The sequence below is a fragment of the Prochlorococcus sp. MIT 0603 genome (genome assembly GCF_000760215.1).
GTDB lineage: Bacteria > Cyanobacteriota > Cyanobacteriia > PCC-6307 > Cyanobiaceae > Prochlorococcus_E.
The window spans coordinates 86265-105285 of the sequence record NZ_JNAW01000003.1 but is presented as its reverse complement, the minus strand read 5'-3'; the positions used below and the strand labels follow the sequence as shown (position 1 = coordinate 105285).

Annotated in this window: 21 protein-coding genes; 9 read left to right on the top strand and 12 right to left on the bottom strand. The window is 36.7% G+C overall.

Features of this window, described 5'->3' with window-relative positions; genetic code table 11:
* Positions 1-29: 29 nt before the first annotated feature.
* The gene (pheS, locus tag EV07_RS06575; protein WP_036918630.1) at positions 30-1037 is read right to left on the bottom strand and encodes a phenylalanine--tRNA ligase subunit alpha; all 1008 of its coding nucleotides are present in this window, start codon (positions 1035-1037) and stop codon (positions 30-32) included.
* Between the two features lie 71 nt (positions 1038-1108).
* Between pheS and surE the strand changes: the two genes are divergently transcribed.
* Positions 1109-1918 carry a 5'/3'-nucleotidase SurE gene (gene surE / locus EV07_RS06570; protein WP_036918628.1) on the top strand — a complete coding sequence of 270 codons (810 nt, stop codon included), beginning with the start codon at positions 1109-1111 and terminating at the stop codon, positions 1916-1918.
* Here surE and EV07_RS06565 read toward each other — a convergent pair.
* Positions 1903-2466 (bottom strand): DUF3611 family protein, encoded by a 564-nt coding sequence (locus EV07_RS06565; RefSeq protein ID WP_036918626.1) that lies wholly within the window; start codon positions 2464-2466, stop codon positions 1903-1905. The two genes, surE and EV07_RS06565, sit on opposite strands and share 16 nt — an antisense overlap.
* Before the next feature lie 60 nt (positions 2467-2526).
* Between EV07_RS06565 and EV07_RS06560 the strand changes: the two genes are divergently transcribed.
* From EV07_RS06560 to EV07_RS09670, 4 genes are all read left to right on the top strand, one after another.
* Positions 2527-3438, top strand: a complete 912-nt coding sequence (locus EV07_RS06560; RefSeq protein WP_036918624.1) for a bifunctional riboflavin kinase/FAD synthetase — start codon at positions 2527-2529, stop codon at positions 3436-3438.
* A gap of 168 nt (positions 3439-3606) precedes the next feature.
* Positions 3607-4644, top strand: coding sequence for a thiamine phosphate synthase (locus tag EV07_RS06550; RefSeq protein WP_036918619.1), 1038 nt, complete (start codon positions 3607-3609; stop codon positions 4642-4644).
* The gene (gene thiS, locus EV07_RS06545; protein WP_036918616.1) at positions 4641-4853 is read left to right on the top strand and encodes a sulfur carrier protein ThiS; all 213 of its coding nucleotides are present in this window, start codon (positions 4641-4643) and stop codon (positions 4851-4853) included. The genes EV07_RS06550 and thiS overlap by 4 nt, the downstream gene beginning before the upstream one ends.
* Before the next feature lie 206 nt (positions 4854-5059).
* Positions 5060-5227 (top strand): hypothetical protein, encoded by a 168-nt coding sequence (locus EV07_RS09670; protein WP_152557480.1) that lies wholly within the window; start codon positions 5060-5062, stop codon positions 5225-5227.
* A 236-nt stretch (positions 5228-5463) separates the two neighbouring features.
* On the opposite strand, the gene larB is transcribed toward EV07_RS09670, so the two are convergent.
* The 3 genes from larB to ispF are packed head-to-tail and all read right to left on the bottom strand — an operon-like array spanning position 5464 to position 7075.
* The gene (gene larB, locus EV07_RS06540) at positions 5464-6126 is read right to left on the bottom strand and encodes a nickel pincer cofactor biosynthesis protein LarB (protein ID WP_036918614.1); all 663 of its coding nucleotides are present in this window, start codon (positions 6124-6126) and stop codon (positions 5464-5466) included.
* Positions 6123-6578 (bottom strand): TIGR03792 family protein, encoded by a 456-nt coding sequence (locus EV07_RS06535; protein WP_052043761.1) that lies wholly within the window; start codon positions 6576-6578, stop codon positions 6123-6125. The genes larB and EV07_RS06535 overlap by 4 nt, the downstream gene beginning before the upstream one ends.
* Positions 6575-7075: a 2-C-methyl-D-erythritol 2,4-cyclodiphosphate synthase gene (ispF, locus tag EV07_RS06530; protein ID WP_036918612.1), complete on the bottom strand. Its 501-nt coding sequence runs from the start codon at positions 7073-7075 to the stop codon at positions 6575-6577. The genes EV07_RS06535 and ispF overlap by 4 nt, the downstream gene beginning before the upstream one ends.
* A gap of 300 nt (positions 7076-7375) precedes the next feature.
* On the opposite strand from ispF, the gene EV07_RS06525 reads away from it, so the two are divergent.
* Both EV07_RS06525 and EV07_RS06520 read left to right on the top strand, forming a co-directional pair.
* Positions 7376-8665 (top strand): DUF4910 domain-containing protein, encoded by a 1290-nt coding sequence (locus EV07_RS06525; RefSeq protein ID WP_036918611.1) that lies wholly within the window; start codon positions 7376-7378, stop codon positions 8663-8665.
* A gap of 21 nt (positions 8666-8686) precedes the next feature.
* Positions 8687-9553 (top strand): class I SAM-dependent methyltransferase, encoded by an 867-nt coding sequence (locus EV07_RS06520; RefSeq protein WP_036918609.1) that lies wholly within the window; start codon positions 8687-8689, stop codon positions 9551-9553.
* Positions 9554-9637: 84 nt separating this feature from the next.
* On the opposite strand, the gene trmD is transcribed toward EV07_RS06520, so the two are convergent.
* Both trmD and era read right to left on the bottom strand, forming a co-directional pair.
* Positions 9638-10423, bottom strand: a complete 786-nt coding sequence (gene trmD, locus EV07_RS06515; RefSeq protein ID WP_072013337.1) for a tRNA (guanosine(37)-N1)-methyltransferase TrmD — start codon at positions 10421-10423, stop codon at positions 9638-9640.
* 6 nt (positions 10424-10429) lie between these two features.
* Complete coding sequence (gene era, locus EV07_RS06510) at positions 10430-11374, bottom strand: GTPase Era (protein WP_036918607.1); 945 nt, start codon at positions 11372-11374, stop codon at positions 10430-10432.
* Between the two features lie 48 nt (positions 11375-11422).
* On the opposite strand from era, the gene EV07_RS06505 reads away from it, so the two are divergent.
* Complete coding sequence (locus EV07_RS06505) at positions 11423-11941, top strand: hypothetical protein (protein ID WP_036918606.1); 519 nt, start codon at positions 11423-11425, stop codon at positions 11939-11941.
* A gap of 55 nt (positions 11942-11996) precedes the next feature.
* On the opposite strand, the gene EV07_RS06500 is transcribed toward EV07_RS06505, so the two are convergent.
* The 5 genes from EV07_RS06500 to EV07_RS06480 form a co-directional block, all read right to left on the bottom strand.
* Positions 11997-12734: a Bax inhibitor-1/YccA family protein gene (locus EV07_RS06500; RefSeq protein WP_036918603.1), complete on the bottom strand. Its 738-nt coding sequence runs from the start codon at positions 12732-12734 to the stop codon at positions 11997-11999.
* A gap of 69 nt (positions 12735-12803) precedes the next feature.
* Positions 12804-13778 (bottom strand): PhoH family protein, encoded by a 975-nt coding sequence (locus tag EV07_RS06495; protein ID WP_036918600.1) that lies wholly within the window; start codon positions 13776-13778, stop codon positions 12804-12806.
* A 7-nt stretch (positions 13779-13785) separates the two neighbouring features.
* Positions 13786-14157: a 30S ribosomal protein S16 gene (gene rpsP, locus EV07_RS06490; protein WP_036918598.1), complete on the bottom strand. Its 372-nt coding sequence runs from the start codon at positions 14155-14157 to the stop codon at positions 13786-13788.
* Between the two features lie 77 nt (positions 14158-14234).
* A complete protein-coding gene (ffh, locus tag EV07_RS06485; protein ID WP_036918595.1) occupies positions 14235-15692 on the bottom strand; it encodes a signal recognition particle protein in 1458 nt (485 codons plus the stop codon).
* 71 nt (positions 15693-15763) lie between these two features.
* Positions 15764-17812 carry an IMS domain-containing protein gene (locus EV07_RS06480; protein WP_036918592.1) on the bottom strand — a complete coding sequence of 683 codons (2049 nt, stop codon included), beginning with the start codon at positions 17810-17812 and terminating at the stop codon, positions 15764-15766.
* Between the two features lie 110 nt (positions 17813-17922).
* On the opposite strand from EV07_RS06480, the gene pdhA reads away from it, so the two are divergent.
* The gene (gene pdhA / locus EV07_RS06475) at positions 17923-18996 is read left to right on the top strand and encodes a pyruvate dehydrogenase (acetyl-transferring) E1 component subunit alpha (RefSeq protein WP_036918589.1); all 1074 of its coding nucleotides are present in this window, start codon (positions 17923-17925) and stop codon (positions 18994-18996) included.
* Positions 18997-19021 lie beyond the last annotated feature (25 nt).

The following is a 19021-nucleotide window of genomic DNA, read 5'->3' as shown; positions in this document are numbered from 1 at the left end:
CCAGAAATCAAATAGAAGCAATACTAATTCTAAAATTGCTCCAAAAATCTAAGGTCACTTGTATAAAGCCTCCTAATATCATCTATCTCATGTCGAACCATGCAGAAGCGTTCTACCCCTAGCCCTGCAGCGAAACCAGTCCACCTTTCAGGGTCAATGCCCAATCCATTTAATACAGCAGGATCAACCATCCCACAGCCCATCACTTCAAGCCATTTCCCTCTCCATTGGACATCAACCTCAACAGAAGGTTCAGTGAATGGGAAATAGCTAGCTCTAAAACGAACTGGCAAATCTCCAAAAAAAGCTTTTAAGAATGCCATCACTGTTCCACGAAGATGGCTGAAGTCCAATCCTTCATCAATAGCCAATACCTCTATTTGATGAAAAACAGGCGAATGAGTTGCATCAATTGCATCTCTTCTATAGACCCGACCTGGTGCAATGATTCTTACTGGGGGAGGGCTTCCTTCTAAGCATCGAATCTGCACAGGGGAAGTGTGTGTTCTAAGAAGCAAATTGTTTTCTAAATAAAATGTGTCTTGCATATCCCTTGCTGGATGATCTGCAGGAATATTTAAAGCCTCAAAATTGTAATAGTCAGTTTCAATTTCAGGACCCTCATGAACTTCATATCCAAGTCCGCAGAAGAGATCAACTATTTGCTCTGTTGTTTTCATTAAGGGATGTCTATTGCCAAATGGTTTGCCTGTAGGCGGTGCAGTCACATCTACACTTTCATTCTTGATTTGTTCATTTAAAATCTTCTCTTCTAAATTATTAGATCGTTCAGCAATTAATTTGTGCAGTTGATTTTTTAATAAATTTGCTCTTTGACCAATTGCTGGACGTTCAGATCCATCCAAATTGGCCATAGAGGCTAATACTTTTGATAGGCGGCCTTTCTTTCCTAGGAACTGTATTCTAAGTTGCTCGAGAGAATCCTTGTCTTGAGAAATGGTAATAGCCTTTGCAGCTTCTTTCTCTAACCCTTCGAGGTCATCATTGAGCTGCTTAAGAGAGACGTTTTGACTCACAACAAAAATAGATTGAATACAATCTTAAACAGGTATGGTCACTATTTTTTTTTTACGAGCAACCAGCAACAATGAACCCATTGACAATTTTAATTAGTAATGATGATGGAGTGTTTGCAGAGGGAATGCGAACACTTGCTATTGCAGCAGCTAATAGGGGCCATAAGGTAATAGTAGTTTGTCCTGATCAAGAACGATCTGCAACAGGACATGGCCTTACTTTACAAGCCCCTATAAGAGCAGAACGAGTAGACGAACTTTTTCAAAAAGGCATCAAAGCATGGGCATGTAGTGGTACCCCAGCAGACTGTGTAAAACTTGCTTTATATGAACTTTTGGATGAAAAGCCAGATTTGATTATGTCTGGCATAAACCATGGTCCAAATCTTGGTACGGATATTTTCTGTTCAGGGACTGTGGCAGCTGCTCTTGAAGGAACGCTTGAAGGTATCCCTTCAATAGCAGTTAGTGTAGCGAGTTTTCAATGGCGAGAGTTTGCTTTTGCTGGAGAAATAGCTTTAAATATTTCCGAGAATGCTTTATTGCGTAATTGGTCCCAAAAGTTACTACTTAATTTAAATATCCCCCCGTGTAATGCTGAAGATATGGGTGAGATTGGCTGGACAAGACTTTCTATTAGACAATATCAAGAACAATTTAGTAAGAGAAAGGACCCTAGAGGAAATACTTATTATTGGATGGCTGGAGAAGCGGTAAGAGATCTTGAATCTGCTGGAGATGGTCCCATTGAATGGCCTAGTGATGTATCTCAAATCGAAACCAATGCACCATCATTGACTCCAGTGCAGCCAGATTTGTTTTGGAGAGGAAATGTTGATGATTTACCAAAATTAGATTTTAAAAATTATCTAGGCCGATAGATTCTTTGAAGCAACCAGAGGGAAAAAATCAATCCAAGCAAATGTGCAAATAAAACCTGTGTGTTACTTAAAACTGAAAGCATTTCCAAAGAAGTAATTGGATAATTCTCCATTGCTCTCACACCTGCCCCTATAGAAATACCAGGTGCTTGCATAGAAGCTTGAACAAAAAGAGCCCCTGCTAATGATTGATACCCAATTGAAGAAAATATTAATCCCAATAAATCAATTATGAGGCCTCTTTTTAACAACCGACTAGTCTCAGCTCTGCTAGGACGAGCAGGGGTATTAATGGCTCTTCCTGTTAGTACTATCAACCATCCCTGCCAAAGGCTGTATAACAATAAAAGAAAAGCCAAACTGGTAAGGGACAAACCTGGTCCTAAGCCCAATGCTTTTTCAGAGTTTCTAGCCAAGCTGCTTCCTACATTGTTAAACAGCAACACACCAACAACAACAACTCCAAGAACTGTCTGGACCCAAAAGCGTATCCAACCAATACGCCTCATCCCTAAGGCTATAGAGGGGAAATCTGGCTGGTCAGCCATCAAAAACAATGCGGCATTAATTCAAACTTGCCACTTATTTGAGAAAATTGCACGTTCATCTTGATATCACTCTGTTCTCCACTTCAGGCAAGCCTCCCTACAGCTTTGGCTTTAGGAAGTTTTGATGGTCTTCATGCTGGCCATCAAAGTGTTATTAAAAGAATAACAACGACAAAACTTGGAATTCCAACAGTTGTAAGCTTCTGGCCTCATCCTCGTGAGGTTCTTTATGGCGAGTCCAGACTTCGTCTAGACTTGCCATCCGAGAAAGCTGCATTGCTTGAGCCTTTAGGGGTCAAACAATTGGTTTTAGTACCATTTGATCGTTTATTAGCATCTTTAACTGCAGAAGAATTTTTTGAGCAAATTCTTTTAAATCAATTGCAAGCAAAACAAATTGCAATAGGAGCAAATTTTAGATTTGGAAAAGATAGAGAAGGAGATAACTCGACTTTGATTAAATTAGGGAAGCGATCAAACGTAGAAATAATCGTAGTAGAAATAATTGAAGATAGTAAAGGGAGAATGAGTAGCAGCAGAATTAGATCAGCCCTAAAAGCAGGTGATTTAAAAACAACAAACAATCTTTTAGGTAGACCTTATGTTTTTCGAGGTGCTGTTGTTCAAGGAAAGGGTATTGGCAAAGAAATAGGTTGGCCAACAGCAAATCTTCAAGTTGATGCTCGCAAGCTTCTTCCAAGTCCAGGAGTTTATGCAGTTTTAGCCAAAGAGGTTAATAACGAAGATTTCATTCCAGCAGTAATGAATCTAGGATCACAACCAACAATTGATCCAAGAGCCCCCTCTGCAACAGAGGTCCATTTTTTAAATCAGAATATTGATTTGAAAGGCAAAGAATTAATAGTTAAACCTGTCGAACGGATAAGAGATCAAAAGAAGTTCCCCACCTTAGATGATTTAAGTAATCAAATTAAATTAGACGCAAAGATGGCTATTTCAATATTGACTTAGCGTTAGAATAAATTTGGCTAAGGGTAGGCATTAGCTAATCCCCAAACCACAAAAAAACCTATCCCTCCAAGTAGAAGAACTCCCCAAATGAGCACATTAGTGCTATCAAAATCAGCGTTTCCCATAACTAAGGGGATATGCAACCTCTTTAAGATTGGCACGAAATAGATGAGTGTCACCCCTCAGCCGGATGAACGTGTTGCTCAGCTAATAGATGCTAATCTTGATAGAGCAAGGGAAGGCCTGCGAGTAATTGAAGACTGGTGCAGATTTTATTTGAAGGATAAAGAACTAGTAATAACAATAAAGAACTGGCGTCAGCAATTAGGGCAACAACATTTTGATTTTTATAAAAGAGCCCGTTGTGCTAGTGCTGATAGAGGAGCCGGTATATCACATTCAATACAAGAGAAGCGAACTCTGCCAAAGGAAATAGTAGCGGCTAATTTTGGCAGGGTTCAAGAGGCTTTAAGAGTCCTTGAAGAATTTTCTCGCCCTTGGCACTCAGAGTTGTCAGAAATTACAGCAAATATGCGTTATAAGGTTTATGACTTGGAAGTAGTTATTTTAAAGTCTTCCACAAAAAGGAAATTAGATAAAAAGCTTAGGGAATGCAAACTTTGCCTTATTACAAAGCCTCATAAGGAATTAATTAGAACTGTTTCTTTAGCTCTTCAAGCAGGAGTAACTATGATTCAGTACAGATGCAAAGAAGGCACTGATTTAGAAAGTTTTTCAATCGCCAAAGAAATATCAGATATCTGCAAAAAGCATGAATCTCTTTTTATAGTTAATGACAGGTTGGATATTGCTCTTGCAACAGATGCTGATGGAATTCACTTGGGACAAGAAGATCTTCCAGTAGAAATTGCTAGGAATATACTTGGAGCTGAAAAGTTAATTGGACAAAGTACACACTCATTAGAGCAGATAGAAATTGCCACTAATAAATCATTTGATTATCTAGGCATAGGTCCAATCTTTAAAACGAATTCCAAGCCTGGTGAAAATGAATTAGGAGTTGATTTTTTAAAAGATATTGCAAGTCAAGTTAGTATCCCTTGGTTTGCAATTGGTGGAGTTAATAGCACTAATATAATTGAAGTAAATAATGCAGGAGCTAAGCGAATAGCAGTAATCAATGCAATCATGGAATCAAAAGATCCATACTTAGCAAGCAAAGGGCTTTTGGAGAAAATTAAATGAAACTAACTATAAATGGAGAGCTTATAACTATTGATTTAGAAACAAAAGAGCAAAATCTATCTTTCTTAATCACTAAGCTTGGTTTTAACCCTAAGCTAATAGTGGTTGAGTTTAACGGGACAATATTGAGCCCAGATCTTTGGTCGAGTCAAAGCATCCAAGACGGAGATATGCTTGAGATTGTTACTATTGTTGGAGGAGGCGCATAATTTTTTGAAAATCAATACAGACAAAATCAATTGATTCTCAAAAAATGAGTGAAATTAACCTCAAATATTAAGCATTTATAAAATATTCACAAGAAAATACCTCTTTTGCAAAATCTTTATATTTTCTTCTACTAAAAATTCGCAACATGGGGCAAGTCAGCGGTTACACACAGTTAATCTTGTTGAGTAAGTTTTTATTTAGTTAGGTGTCTGCCTCGTCTCAACCTGAACCTCGGTCAATGAAGTGGGAGAGCAATGGTGAATTAGCTCAAAGAGATCTTTCTGAGCTAGTCAATCGTTTGCTTGATGTTGAGTCCCAAAGTAATAGCAATGAATTGTCTAGGCTGGGAACAAAATATGACAAACAAGATTGATCTTGTTTGCAACCTCTTGCTAAGTACTTATTTATAGCCCAAATTCAATCTATAAATTTCATTATCTTCTTTGAGAATAAAAAGATCGTTGAATTGGGTTAATACGCCTGTATTGGCAGAGGCATTGTCTCGATACCATGAAGGTCGTCTGACTTATCGTATGAAATTGTGGCTTGAGCAGGTCTTAGAATTAAATAACACTTGAACTTAAATTGTTGAGCAGATAATAAATTGATTTACAAAATACTTGAATTGAGAATTCTTAGGGCCGCCATTGCGGCGCCATATCCATTGTCAATGTTCACAACCAATAATCCAGGAGAACAGCTGCCAAGCATGCTTTGCAGTGCAGCATGACCTCCATTGCTAACCCCATAACCAACTGATACTGGTAAACCAATAACTGGTTGTGGAATTAATCCTGCAATGACTGTGGGCAGGGCTCCCTCCATCCCAGCACAAGCAATAACAACTTTTGCTTGTGATAATTTCTCTAAATTTCCTAATAGTCTATGTAGGCCAGAGATGCCTACATCCATTAATAAATCAGTTTTTACACTATGACAATGCAAGGAAAGAATCGCCTCAGAAGCAACTCTATGATCACTTGTGCCACCAGTAACAACTAAAACTTCGCCTAATGATTTATTAATTAAAACAGGTTCCCCTAATGTTAAGCAAGATGCTTGAGCATGATATTTAGCGGTTTTAAAATCAGAAATTAACTTTGATGCTTTTTCTTCGTTAACTCTAGTTACTAAAGCTAATTGATCAGATGTTTCCAATCTCTTCAAAATTCTACTGATTTGTTGAATTGACTTGTTTTCTCCCCAAATGGCTTCTACCATCCTTAATCGCTGCAGACGATCAATATCTAGATTGAACTCTTTCTCTTTCATTGTGGTATCAGTTCGCTTTCGTATTTAACCGGAAAGGGGTTTATGTCACTCTGAGCTGTTAAGTCCTTAGCGATATTTTCAAATAATTGCTGAACAGTGTCAATTTCTTTTTGAGGAATTGATTTCCAAGCAGCACGACTATCCCAAGAAATCAGCAATATAGCTTCTTCACTATTAGGGTCCCAAAGGAGTTTCCGATTCAGAAAACCCTTTTGTTTTTTTAACCAAGGTTCCCAACTCTGTTTCTCTGCCGATAGCCAAGCTTGTCTATTCTGTTTAGGAACATTGAGCTTAAGATATTCAATTACAGTTGATTCTGAAGAGGCCAACTCAGTTGATATTGAAGCAAATACAATTGGAGTATTGCAAAAAAACAAGAATAATACCAATAGCAATGATGTCCCTAAAACAAGAATCTTCTTTCTTAAAAAATTAAAAGGAAAGGCTTTCATATCTCTTCTAATAAAACAATTGCATGGCTACTAATTCCTTCTTCACGCCCTTCAGGCCCTAGTAATTCATTAGTTGTTGCCTTAACACCCACATCACTAGGATTTGAGCCAATACTCGTAGCAATATTTTTTCTCATCAAATCAATATAAGGCTTTAATTTTGGCCGTTCTGCAATGACAACAGAATCAATATTTACTATCTGCCATCCTTCATTCTTGATGAGTTCATTTACTTTCGCTAAAAGTTGCAAGCTATTAGCACCTTTCCACTTGGGATTATCTGGAGGAAAGTATTTGCCAATATCACCTAAAGAAAGTGCCCCAAGCATTGCATCCATTAGAGCATGTGTAAGTACGTCTGCATCACTATGGCCATCAAGACCTAGCCCAGCAGGATGAGTAAGTTTGACACCTCCAACAATTAGATCCCTCTCTGGAACTAAACGATGAATGTCATAACCGTTGCCAATACGGAACTTTGGTAAGGTTTTAGTCATATCAAGTGTTTTGGAGCATCATAAAGCAACCTGTAACTATTCTGTAACCGCAAATGTGTATTTTATTTAACCTTTAATGATACTTTCACCCCCTTCACAAGCTAATAATTTAGCTCCGCTTTTTACAAAACACTTAATTATATTTAAGTATTTTTTCAAAACTTGATTAACAACTCTCTTCTATAATATTATTAAACTTCTTCATTATATATATCTATATGCTTTTTCTCATTAATATTTGGAAGCAAGTTATACTATTTGTATCGTGTTAAGTTTGATTTAATATATTAAAATTCTAATATGACTATAAGAAAATACTACAATATTGCTAAAGCAAAACTTTTCCCTCTTACAAGAAGTTTGACAGGTGATGGTGTAAGAAAAACACTAAATATTATACAAAAAGAATTTCCTGAAATGGAAATTAAAAAAATCAAATCAGGGACAAAAGTTTTTGATTGGGATATTCCAGAAGAATGGAATGTAACAGATGCTTATATATTTGATAAATATAATAATAAAATTATAGATTTCAAGGAAAATAACTTACATTTAGTCGGATACTCAATACCTATTGAAAAAAATATTACAAAAAAAGAATTATTTAAACATTTATATTTCTTAAAAGATCAACCTGAAGCTATACCTTATATAACTTCTTATTATAAAAGAAGATGGGGTTTTTGTATTTCTTATAATGATTATAAAATTTTAGATAAGAGATATTCTTCAAATGATAAATTTAAGGTTGTTATTAATTCAAGCCTAAACAAAAAGGGCAATTTAAATTATGGCGAATATATTTTAAAAGGTAAATCTAAAAAAGAAATTTTAATTTCTACATATATATGCCACCCTTCAATGGCAAACAATGAGTTATCTGGGCCTATAGTATCTATGGGATTAATAAATCATTTTAAGAAAAAACAATTAAACAAAACTTTAAGATTTATTTTTATTCCAGAAACAATTGGTTCAATATCTTATTTGAGTAAAAATCTTCAATATTTAAAAGAGAATGTTATTGGAGGCTATAACCTTACTTGCATTGGTGACGAAAGGCAACATTCTTGCATGTTTTCTAAATATCAAAACTCACCTTCTGATGAAGCAATTATTGAAGCATATAACTTACTAAAAATAAAAAATTATAAAGTGTATTCATTCCTAGAAAGAGGTTCAGATGAAAGACAATATAATTCTCCTGGTATTGATTTGAAAATCTCGTCAATTTTTAGGACAAAATATGGTGAATTTCCTGAATACCATACTTCATTAGATGATTTCAATCTTGTTACTTTAAAAGGTTGTATTGGAGGATTTAATGTTGCAAAAAAATCAATAGAAATATTATTAAAAAGAATTTATCCAAAATGTAAAATGATGTGTGAACCACAAATGGGTAAAAGAGGACTCTACTCTAATTTATCTACTAAAAATTTAAAAAAATCAACCAGAAATTATATGGATTTCCTTCAATATGCTGATGGAACAAATTCATTAGAAAAGATTTCTAATTTAATTGATTTAGATTTAGCTTCTGTTAGAAAAATTAATAGTATTCTGCTTAGCCACAATCTAGTAGAATAATAGAGAATTAACTATTAATAGATGCAAGAAACAGACGCTTTTCAATTTTTCAATAGAGAAAATGAAGTTAAAGAATATTCTGATATGTATAAAAAATTAGATTTTGATATTTCGTATCCTGCTAATGTAAAAAGAGAGCAGATTTTTCTAGAACTTTTAAATAAATATAAACCAAATAAAATTATTGATGCTGGATGTGGTGCCGGAATGCCACTTATAGATATTAAAAAGAAAGGTTTTGACATTATTGGTTATGATAAAGCAAAGAATATGGTTTTAGAAGCAAAAGAAAATCTAAAAAAAAACAAATTCTCACCTGATTTAGTGTTTCATGATGATTTTGAAAATCCAAAAGTAGTTAAAAACAATTCCGTTGATTGTATACTTGGTATGGGAGCTTTTTATTATTCTAAAAATGTTAATCAAACACTCTTAAACCAGAAAAAAATATTAAAAGAGAATGGTAGATTAATTTTTTCATTAAGAAACAGGTTATTTGATCTAGTTACTTTAAATAATTATACAAAAAAATTATTAGATGAAATTTATGAAGTTGAAAAGTTAAAAGAAGAATGGAAGGATAAATACAACGATTTAACAAAAGACTTTACTGATAGAAACAAAATAAGGCTTAAAAAAAACATTGATGAAGAAGGTGTTTATAATCATATACCTCATAATCCTTTAACTATTGCTGATGAAATGGCAGAATTAGGTTTGTCCGTGGAAGGTATATATTTTTATCATTTTCACGCACTACCACCTTTATTTGAAACATTCGATAAAAATTATTTTAGAGAAATTTCATGGAAAATAGAAAACCCATTAGATTGGAGAGGTTTCTTCTTGGCATCCACTTTTATTATTGATTGCAAAAAAATTACTTAAACTAAACTCTAAACAAATCGTCTGATTAGATTTTCAACTAAATTCGACATTTTTTCATATCTTTATCATAAAACTCTATTATCACTACCAGTCGGGGTAATTATAGTATTCGTTCCCTATCCTCAAATGCAATGTATTAAAGCCAGTAAGTTCTATTGTTGACTTATGAACTGCCTGTTTTTCCACCCATTGTTCATACAGCTCTGGTCTGCGTTCTTTTGTTCGAAGTTCTTTCTTTTCCTGTCTCCATTTATTAATGGCTGAATGATTACCGCTTCTTAATATTTTGGGGACTTCAAGATTTCGGTAATTTGGTGGACGTGTGTAATGTGGATGTTCAAGTAATAAGTCTGAGTGACTCTCTTCAATCAGAGATTCTGGACTGCCAATAGTGCCAGGAAGTAAACGTAAGACCCCATTAATAATTGACATTGCTGCCAATTCACCTCCAGTTAAAACAAAATCCCCTAGAGAAATCTCTTCATCGGCAAGGCTCCTGATTCGCTCATCAAACCCTTCATATTGACCACAAATAAACACAAGCTGTTCATATGTTCTAGCCCATCTCCATAAATCTTGTTGTGATAGTCGCCGACCTTGTGGAGTCATCATTAAGACCCTTCTCTTTGGTGAAACAGGAATAGAATCATATGCATTGAAAAATGGTTCCGGCTTTAGGACCATGCCGACTCCACCACCATATGGCTGATCATCTACTTTGTGATAGACGTCCTTAGTGAAATCACGAGGATTATATATATTTAGCTTGGCTACTCCTCGAGTTAAGGAACGTCCAATTACGCCAAGCTCAATCATGCTTTCAAAAGACTTTGGTGAGAGGCTGATAACCTCAAGTTGATATATGCTCATTGGTTTTTATTTTTCTTCATATCCCAACTCAGACAACCTTGCCGGTTTGCTTCGCCAATTAGGGACAACCTTTACAAAAAGCTCAAGATATACAGGACCATTGATCAATTTCTGCATTTGAAGCCTCGCTCCCTTCCCAATCGCTTTTAACATAGAACCTCCTTTCCCAATTAATATCCCTTTCTGACTTTTACGTTCTACTAATACTGTTGCTAATATGGCAGTCTTTGAAGAAATTTTGTTGTTTGATTGGCTTTTTGGAACTTCTTCTATTCGCTCAATACTTACCGCAACACTATGAGGGACTTCCTCCTTTGTCCTTAGTAAAACCTGCTCGCGAATAAGCTCGCCCAATAATAGTTTTTCAGGTTGATCAGATTTGACATTTAAGGGATACAGGTAAGGTCCAGTTGGTAAAGAGTTGGAAATTTTTTCTATCAAGCCATCGCAACCGTCTCCATTAATTGCACTGCAACAACAAATTGGCCAATTATTCTTGCCAATAACAAACTCATATTCTTTCAATCTATCTTTACGATTATTTTCTCCGACTAAATCCCATTTATTCAAGACAATAAATACATGTTGCTTTTGAGCTTTAAGTAAATCGACAATAAATGAATCCCCTCTACCTGGGGGATCATTAGCGTCAAGAATTAGCATAATACTATCCACCTCTCCTATGACCTTTCGAGAGCTTGCTACCAACCTTTCACCAAGTAAATGATGGGGTTTATGGATTCCTGGTGTGTCTACAAAAACTAATTGTGCCTTGGAAGTTGTCAAAATAGCTCTTAATCTGTTACGAGTTGTCTGAGCAATTGGCGATGTAATTGCAACTTTTTCCCCTACTAATTGATTCATCAAAGTAGATTTCCCCACATTCGGTCTGCCAATCAAAGCGATAAACCCTGATCGAAAATTTTTTGTAGGAGGATCAAATGATGACATGCTCTAAGAATTTACCTCAAATAGATTGACCCCAAAGAGAAATTAAGTATGAAAAAGAAAGAACCTAGTTTTGAAGAGGCCATTAGTGCGTCATCTTTATGGTGCACTGCTTGGGAATCAGGTGAGCTAAGTGATGAGGTTTTAGCAGATAGGGTATCTGAATTGCTTGAAACTATTAATGGAGCCAGGGGCTTTTTTGTTTTTAGTCTTTCTAGTGACTCCCCTTTAATGGATAGACTTCCTGATGCGCTTGTTTTTGTTTTAAGGAATACTGGAAAAATGGTTGTTGATCTAACCGCTAAAAACCTTGTCATGAGCACTGCAATGGCATATCAACATCAACAAGATAAAAAAACAATACAGCAGGTTGGCTCTGAAAGAATAAAAAGAAGATGTATTGACCTTTTAAGATTACTTGAACCTTACTTGGTTAAAGATAGGCTTGAGAGCTTATTACTTGCAACTGAAGACAGTGGAAAAGATGTTAAATTCTTTAGTACTTGGAATTATGATAATGAACAGAAAAAAGAGATAGCTATGGTAATTAATTCAATTGCAGAAAATTAAAATAAAAAAGGGAAGCGAAATGCTTCCCTTTTATGGAGAAAAAGATAAATAAGAATTAATCTCTTCTTCCACCTCCTTGAAGAGCAATGATTAAACGAAGAATGAAAACAAACAAGTTTATATAAGTCAAATACATACCTAATGCACCAGCAAGGTATTGTTCATCGTTATACCTGCGAGGCATTGTATAAAAATCAACAAAGGACATCGCAACAAAAAGAACAGTTCCAAATCCAGCAATCATTAACTCAAAACCTGTTCCACCGAACATTCCAGGAACAAAGAAACCTCCTATTAATTGGACAACCATTGCAATTAACAATCCAATAAGGCCTAGTCCTACTGCCCCACTTAAGGCTTGTCCAACACTGTCGCTCATCCGCCTTCCTACACTGGAGGCTATTACAAAAGTTATTCCAGTTGCGAAAGCTGCTGTCCCTACTGAACCTATCCCTGCTGTACCAATAGCAATGGCAACAATTCCACTTAAAGTGAAACCAGTTAATAAACTAAAAGCTGTTAACAACGGCAATGCTTTTGAATTATTCGCATTGTTTGCTGCACTAGTTGCCATAAAAAACAGAACCAATTCTGCAATTAATGCCACAAAAGAAAGTGGTTGAAATAGTCCAGGGTTAGAAGCCAATAAGGATAATCCACTTAATACTCCAAGTGCAGTAAGGACCATTCCTCCGCCTACATAAGGCAAAGCTTTATTAACTACATTTGGGCCTACTAAAGAGCTCGATTGAGCATCTCGAATGGCTTGCTGAAAATTGCTACTTGCTGGCATCTGTATCCAAGTAATTAATTAATACTTTGACAGAAAAATAATATTTGCGCGATTATTTTTGTGCGGATGTCACGAACTTTTCGTTTTTTTCTCATAAGCATCTACTATTCGTTGAACAAGTTGATGGCGAACAATATCAGCAGAAGTTAGATGGCAGATGGAAATCCCTTTAACTTTCTTTAGCATTTCTATGGCTTCCACAAGGCCACTGACTTGTCCTGATGGAAGGTCGATTTGAGTAATATCCCCTGTTACAACCATCCGAGATCTTTCTCCTAAGCGAGTAAGAGCCATTCTCATTTGTGATGAAGTTGTATTTTGAGCCTCATCAAGAATTACAAAAGCATCTTCTAGTGTTCTTCCTCGCATATATGCCAAAGGAGCAACTTCAATAATCCCTTTCTCAAATAAAACTGATGTTTTTTCCAAGCCAAGCAAAGAATGCAGAGCATCATAAAGTGGCCTTAAATATGGGTCTACTTTCTGTTGAAGATCTCCTGGTAAGAAACCTAATCTTTCGCCAGCTTCAACAGCTGGTCTGGTTAATATAATTTTCTCGATTCTTCTCTCTGAAAGCATTCGAACAGCTAAAACAGTTGCAAGAAATGTTTTACCTGTGCCTGCTGGCCCCAAAGAAAATGTTAAATCATGACCTTCCATCGCGTCCAGGTAGGCTTTTTGCCTAAGAGTTCTTGGCCTTAGAAGATTCCCCCGTTGACTTCTTGCTAAAACCTGATCCCCCAGTGATGCATAATCTGATCTTTGCCCGGTATCAATAGAATTTAGAGCAGCTTTAATATCTACATCAGAAATAGCTTGACCTTCTTGCCAAACCGGTCGCATTAACTCAATCAAGGCAGCTGCTTTCTCAAGTTGATTGGAAAGCCCTCTTATCTCAAGCCTTAAGCCTCTTAAGACAATTGAAGCTCCAGTAAGTTTTTCTAGCTTATGAAGTATTGATTGGCCTGCCCCCGCAAGTGCTATTGCAGCATCTGTATCAGGCAAATCAATAGAAAACCTTCCAGAAGACTTTGCTTCTGTCATGAATGTATTAGGTGTCAGCAGAGGCTTCGGTTGAATCTGATTCTTTCAATTTGTCTTCTTGCTTTTTGGATGAAGCTTTTGTTGCTGATGTCCTATCCTTTTCTTGTTTTGCTTTGCCAATCAATTCAGCCGGTCTAATTGTTTTTTCTAAAATTCCACCTTTTTCTAATAGAGCACGAACAGCATCTGTTGGCTGAGCACCTTGACTTAATCTCAACCTAAGAGCTTCAGCATCTAATCGTGTTTCTTTAGTTCGTGGATTGTAAAAACCTAATTCCTGAAGTGGACGCCCATCTCTTCGCGAAGTGCTATTGCAAGCAACTAAGCGGAAGCTGGCTTCCCTCTTCTTTCCGAACCGCTTAAGGCGGAGTTTGATCATCTGCGCTTAACTTCTAAGTTATTTAAGGAAGGTAGTGATTAATCACGTACCGCTTTCTACATTAGCCTGTTGAGGGATCATAAGTCTCCAAATCCTTTCTTTTTTTTATGAGGACGCTGACGTTTTTTGGAGCCAATTGAACCACCACTTTTTCTAGAATTAAATTGATTCGGTGCCGAGCCAGGCATGCTTCCTGGCCCGCCAAGACCTGGGAAGCCTCCCAGCCCTGGCATTCCAGCCCCACTAGACATTTGCTTCATCAGGCCTCTCATTTTCTGAAAGTCTGCTAAAACCTTATCCATCTCAGGAGGGGTGTGGCCACTGCCAAGTGCAACTCTTCTCCTCCTAGAAGGCTCCGCTGCTAGCAGCTCTGGTTGCAATCTCTCTGCATCAGTCATAGAACCAATCATTGCCTCTATTCGCTTTAATTGTTCTTCACCACTTTTCAGCATTCCATCATCAATTTTATTCATTCCTGGGATCATTTTCATTAACCCTCCTAAAGATCCCATCCTTTTTATAAGCCTCATCTGTTTAACAAAGTCAGAGAAATCAAAAGTTGCTTCTTGAAACTTCCTTTGCATTTGTTCAGCATCAGCAATTTCCACTTCCTTTTGAGCTTTTTCAACAAGAGTCAATACATCGCCCATTCCCAAAATCCTTCCAGCCATTCTTTCAGGATGAAAAGGTTGTAAAGCCTCTACCTTTTCCCCAGTCCCAATGAATTTGATGGGTTGACCACTTATTTTTTTTATTGAAAGAGCAGCCCCTCCTCTTGAATCACCATCTAGTTTTGTAAGGACAGCCCCTGTAATACCTATTTTTTCATGAAAAGCCCTAGTGATATCAGCCGCCTCCTGACCAATCATAGAATCAACTACTAATAAGACTTCATCTGGATTCACAGCAGAATTGATGCGAACCATTTCATCCATCATTTCCTTGTCAATCTGCAATCTTCCAGCGGTATCAACTATTAGGTTGTCAAAATCTTCCTTTTGCGCTTTTGCTAAACCAGCAGAGGCAATCTCTTCAGGTTTTAGATCTTTACCAAGACTAAAAACCTCTACGTCAATCTGTTTACCTAAGGTGCTTAATTGATCTATTGCAGCTGGTCTATAGACATCAGCGGCAACCAGCAAGGTTTTCTTCCCTTTCTCTTTTAGATGCAGCCCTAATTTTGCTGTTGCTGTTGTTTTCCCAGCCCCCTGAAGGCCTGCCATAAGTATGACAGAAGGCTTTTTCGTTGATTCTGTTAATGGAGAGTTGTTACCCCCCATGACTTCTACTAACTCATTATGAACAACCTGGATGAATTTCTCTCCTGGCTTGACTCCTCTTACTACCTCTGCACCAATAGCTTTTTGACGTACTTCCTCTACAAAATCCTTGACCACAGAAAGGCTTACATCGGCTTCTAAAAGAGCACGTCGAACTTCCTTAAGCGCAAGTTCTACATTCTCTTCATTAATTGCTTTCTCGCCTCTTAGACCTTTGACTGCATCTTCAAAACGTGCGGAAAGCTCATCAAACATTTCAATGATTTTTTAAATCCATCTTTAATAGCCTACCTAAAGAAATGACTATATTCATTTAAATAAAAAAATTAAGCTCCGCTGGAGAAATCAACCAACTGCCAAAGTGTTTTCCTCCTACCTAAAATATATTTAACTTTTAAAGAAGGAATACTTGTTTCAGAAAGTATTTCTCCAGAGTCTTTCACTCTTTGGTCTTTGTAGGAAATAATAACTCTAACGGCAATTCTTTTATCTGTTTGATTCAAAATCTCTAATGAGATTATCTTTGCATTAATTACCTGCTTATGCCCTAATAATTCATCTTCCTTCCTCTGATTATTCACGATATCAACCAACTCTTTCCTTGCAACTTTTTCTAGGTTCTTATTTAAGCTACCAGAAAGAATATCTGCTTTGGATTTTAACCATGCTTCAATTAAAGTCATTATTTGACTCTGATTAGGCCTTATATCAGTTAAAGGCTTGAAATTAATTGTATCTGATCTTGATTGAAATGATTCCTTCAAATTATTACTAGGAATAGAATCCTTAGGCTCTGGTAACTCTTTTAATAGTGATGATTGTGTTGAGATATCCTTTTCTAGTTGACTTCTCATTGTCATCCAACCAATTAGAGTTCCAGAACTTAATAAACAGAGAAATACAAAAATACCTAATAAGCAATTGTTAGAAGTACTTCTAAACAGTGGTTGTAAAAAATTAAAAGAAGGAATTCTGAAACAAGAAAATAACTTTGCATAATCTGGAAATAATTCTTTTAGGATTAATGCCTTTTTGCCTTGGGATGTTCTTTGCTGATAATCTTCTCCTATAGCTTTCTGATTGGATTCACGTACAACAAAACCTGAGGGGTCTTGTGCTTGATTTGCAGATGAGACTTGCTGAGGCTTTTCTTGAGATAATCCAGAAATAAAAGAAAAACCTGCTTGTGCAATTCTTAAAGCTCCTTTCTTTTCAATTTTCTCTACATAATCTTGAACATCTTTATCAGCAAACCAAGCTTCTAAATCTACAGAATCTGCTTCAATATCTCTGAATCCAGGTAGAACATCTCTTGACAACCAACTCCTTGAATAATCGCATAATGCAGCCAGCTTCTCTCCTGGATAAGTGTTAAACCATTCCTTTAATCCTTTGTCAGAACTTTGGTTGAAACATAACTCTGCTTGCTTCACATCTGCAAGCAAAAGATCTATGCAACCAAGCAAAGGCATAGAGTCAAAACCTTCTAAACCAAGCCTCTTAATCTTTCTCCTTGCTTTTTGTAAGGCTTGTGGTTTTCGTCTATAGAAACCAGAAGCAACCAAAGATATTGCATACAGAAAACCTGCATCAATGGATCCGTTTTTATTCCAATGGGAAAATAAATCTATTTGTTCTTGAACGGTCAAAAATTTCCTGATTTGTTGGAAAAATAATTCGAAATCAGTTTGCTTTAATTCACTATTTGAACCACTTAACTTTTTGCCTTCTAAACCACCTCTTTTTAAAACAAAAGAATCTAATAAATTTAGCCCTTCTTGATGAGACTTTTGGTCAGATAAGTCTCTGCTAAGCAAATCTAGAATCCTATAAGGAATTAACGCTTCGAGTTCTTTTTCAAGATTCTTTCTATGTTCTGGCAGCTTTCCCATCCTTTGCAGTAGATGAATGCCTTCCTCTAATAGTTCTGCTGCAAAAGAATAGTGTCTTTGTTCTTGCTCTTGTAAAGCCGAATCTTTGCATGAAAGTGCAGCTAATAATGTTAAATCAGACTCTCTTCCACTGCCAAGTGCAGGCGCTTGCGGGGGTTGTAGGGCTTTGCGAACTAATTTGAAAGCTTCTAAAGCATTTCCGGCTTCCCATAAAAGTATTAAGCCAGCAACCTCTCGATTCGATGAGAATTCAAGACCAGTGGCACCTCCTAGGAGAGCCGATTCGTATTTGTCTCGCGATTCCTTATCACAAAGTAAATCAGCAGATCTGCGTAGAAGCTCTGCCCGTTGCACAAGTGCTTCAGGGGTAAAACCCTCTTCAGGAACTTGGTTTAAGCGCAACTGAAAAAATCTAAGTACCTCTTCTGGACTTGAAGAGGGACTGATCCCCAGTAAGCGAAAATGATCGATCGGCAGTTCCAATCAATAATCAAGCGATTAGAATTAAACTTTAGACAGAACAAAAATCTATGCAATGCTTATTTCTTCCATAGACCTTTAAAGTTATACATATATAAAAGGAATCATCAAAAGTGACTAATCAGCAAACACCCAATAAGTTGTCTTTAGAAGGTGCTCATGCAGAGCGGCTGCGGAATATCTCCAATCAAAAAAAAGCAGATCTCGATCGCACCACTGGTCTAAGACTTTTTAAGGATATGACCTTGGGAAGAAGATTTGAAGATAAATGCGCAGAAATGTACTATCGGGGCAAGATGTTTGGATTTGTTCATCTTTACAACGGTCAAGAGGCAGTAAGTTCAGGGGTTATTGGAGCAATGAAACAAAAGCATGATTGGTTTTGCAGTACTTACCGTGACCATGTACATGCCTTAAGTGCTGGAGTTCCTGCAAGACAAGTTATGAGTGAGCTGTTTGGGAAGGAAACAGGATGTAGCAAAGGGAGAGGTGGATCAATGCATCTTTTTTCCAAAGAACATCACCTGCTAGGTGGCTATGCCTTTATAGGAGAAGGTATTCCTGTGGCACTAGGGTCAGCTTTTACTAGTCGTTACAAAAAAGAAGTATTTGGCACTCAGGAAAGTGATGCAGTTACAGCTGCTTTTTTTGGAGATGGCACTTGCAATATTGGTCAATTTTATGAATGTTTAAATATGGCCCAACTATGGAAATTGCCTATGCTTTTTGTTGTTGAAAATAATAAATGGGCAATAGGTATGGCACATGATCGTGCTACTAGTGAACCTGAAATATGGAGAAAAGCTGATGCTTTTGGTATGAAGGGTGAGGAAGTTGATGGAATGGATGTCCTTGCGGTTCGAGGAGCTGCTCAAAGAGCAATTGAAAGAGCCCGGGCTGGAGAAGGTCCCACTTTACTTGAATGCTTAACCTATAGATTTAGAGGACACTCTCTTGCAGACCCTGACGAATTGCGCTCTTCTGAAGAAAAGGATTTTTGGGCAAAAAGGGATCCCCTAAAACTTCTTGAAAAGGATCTTTCTGAAAAGAACATTGTTTCATCCTCAGAATTAAGAGAAATAGAAAGAGAAATAGATAAGGAGATAAACGATGCTGTGGAATTCGCGCTTGGTGCAGCAGATCCTGACCCTGCTGAACTAACAAAATATATTTGGGCGGAAAATTAATTAATAGAAGCTTTATCCTAATAGA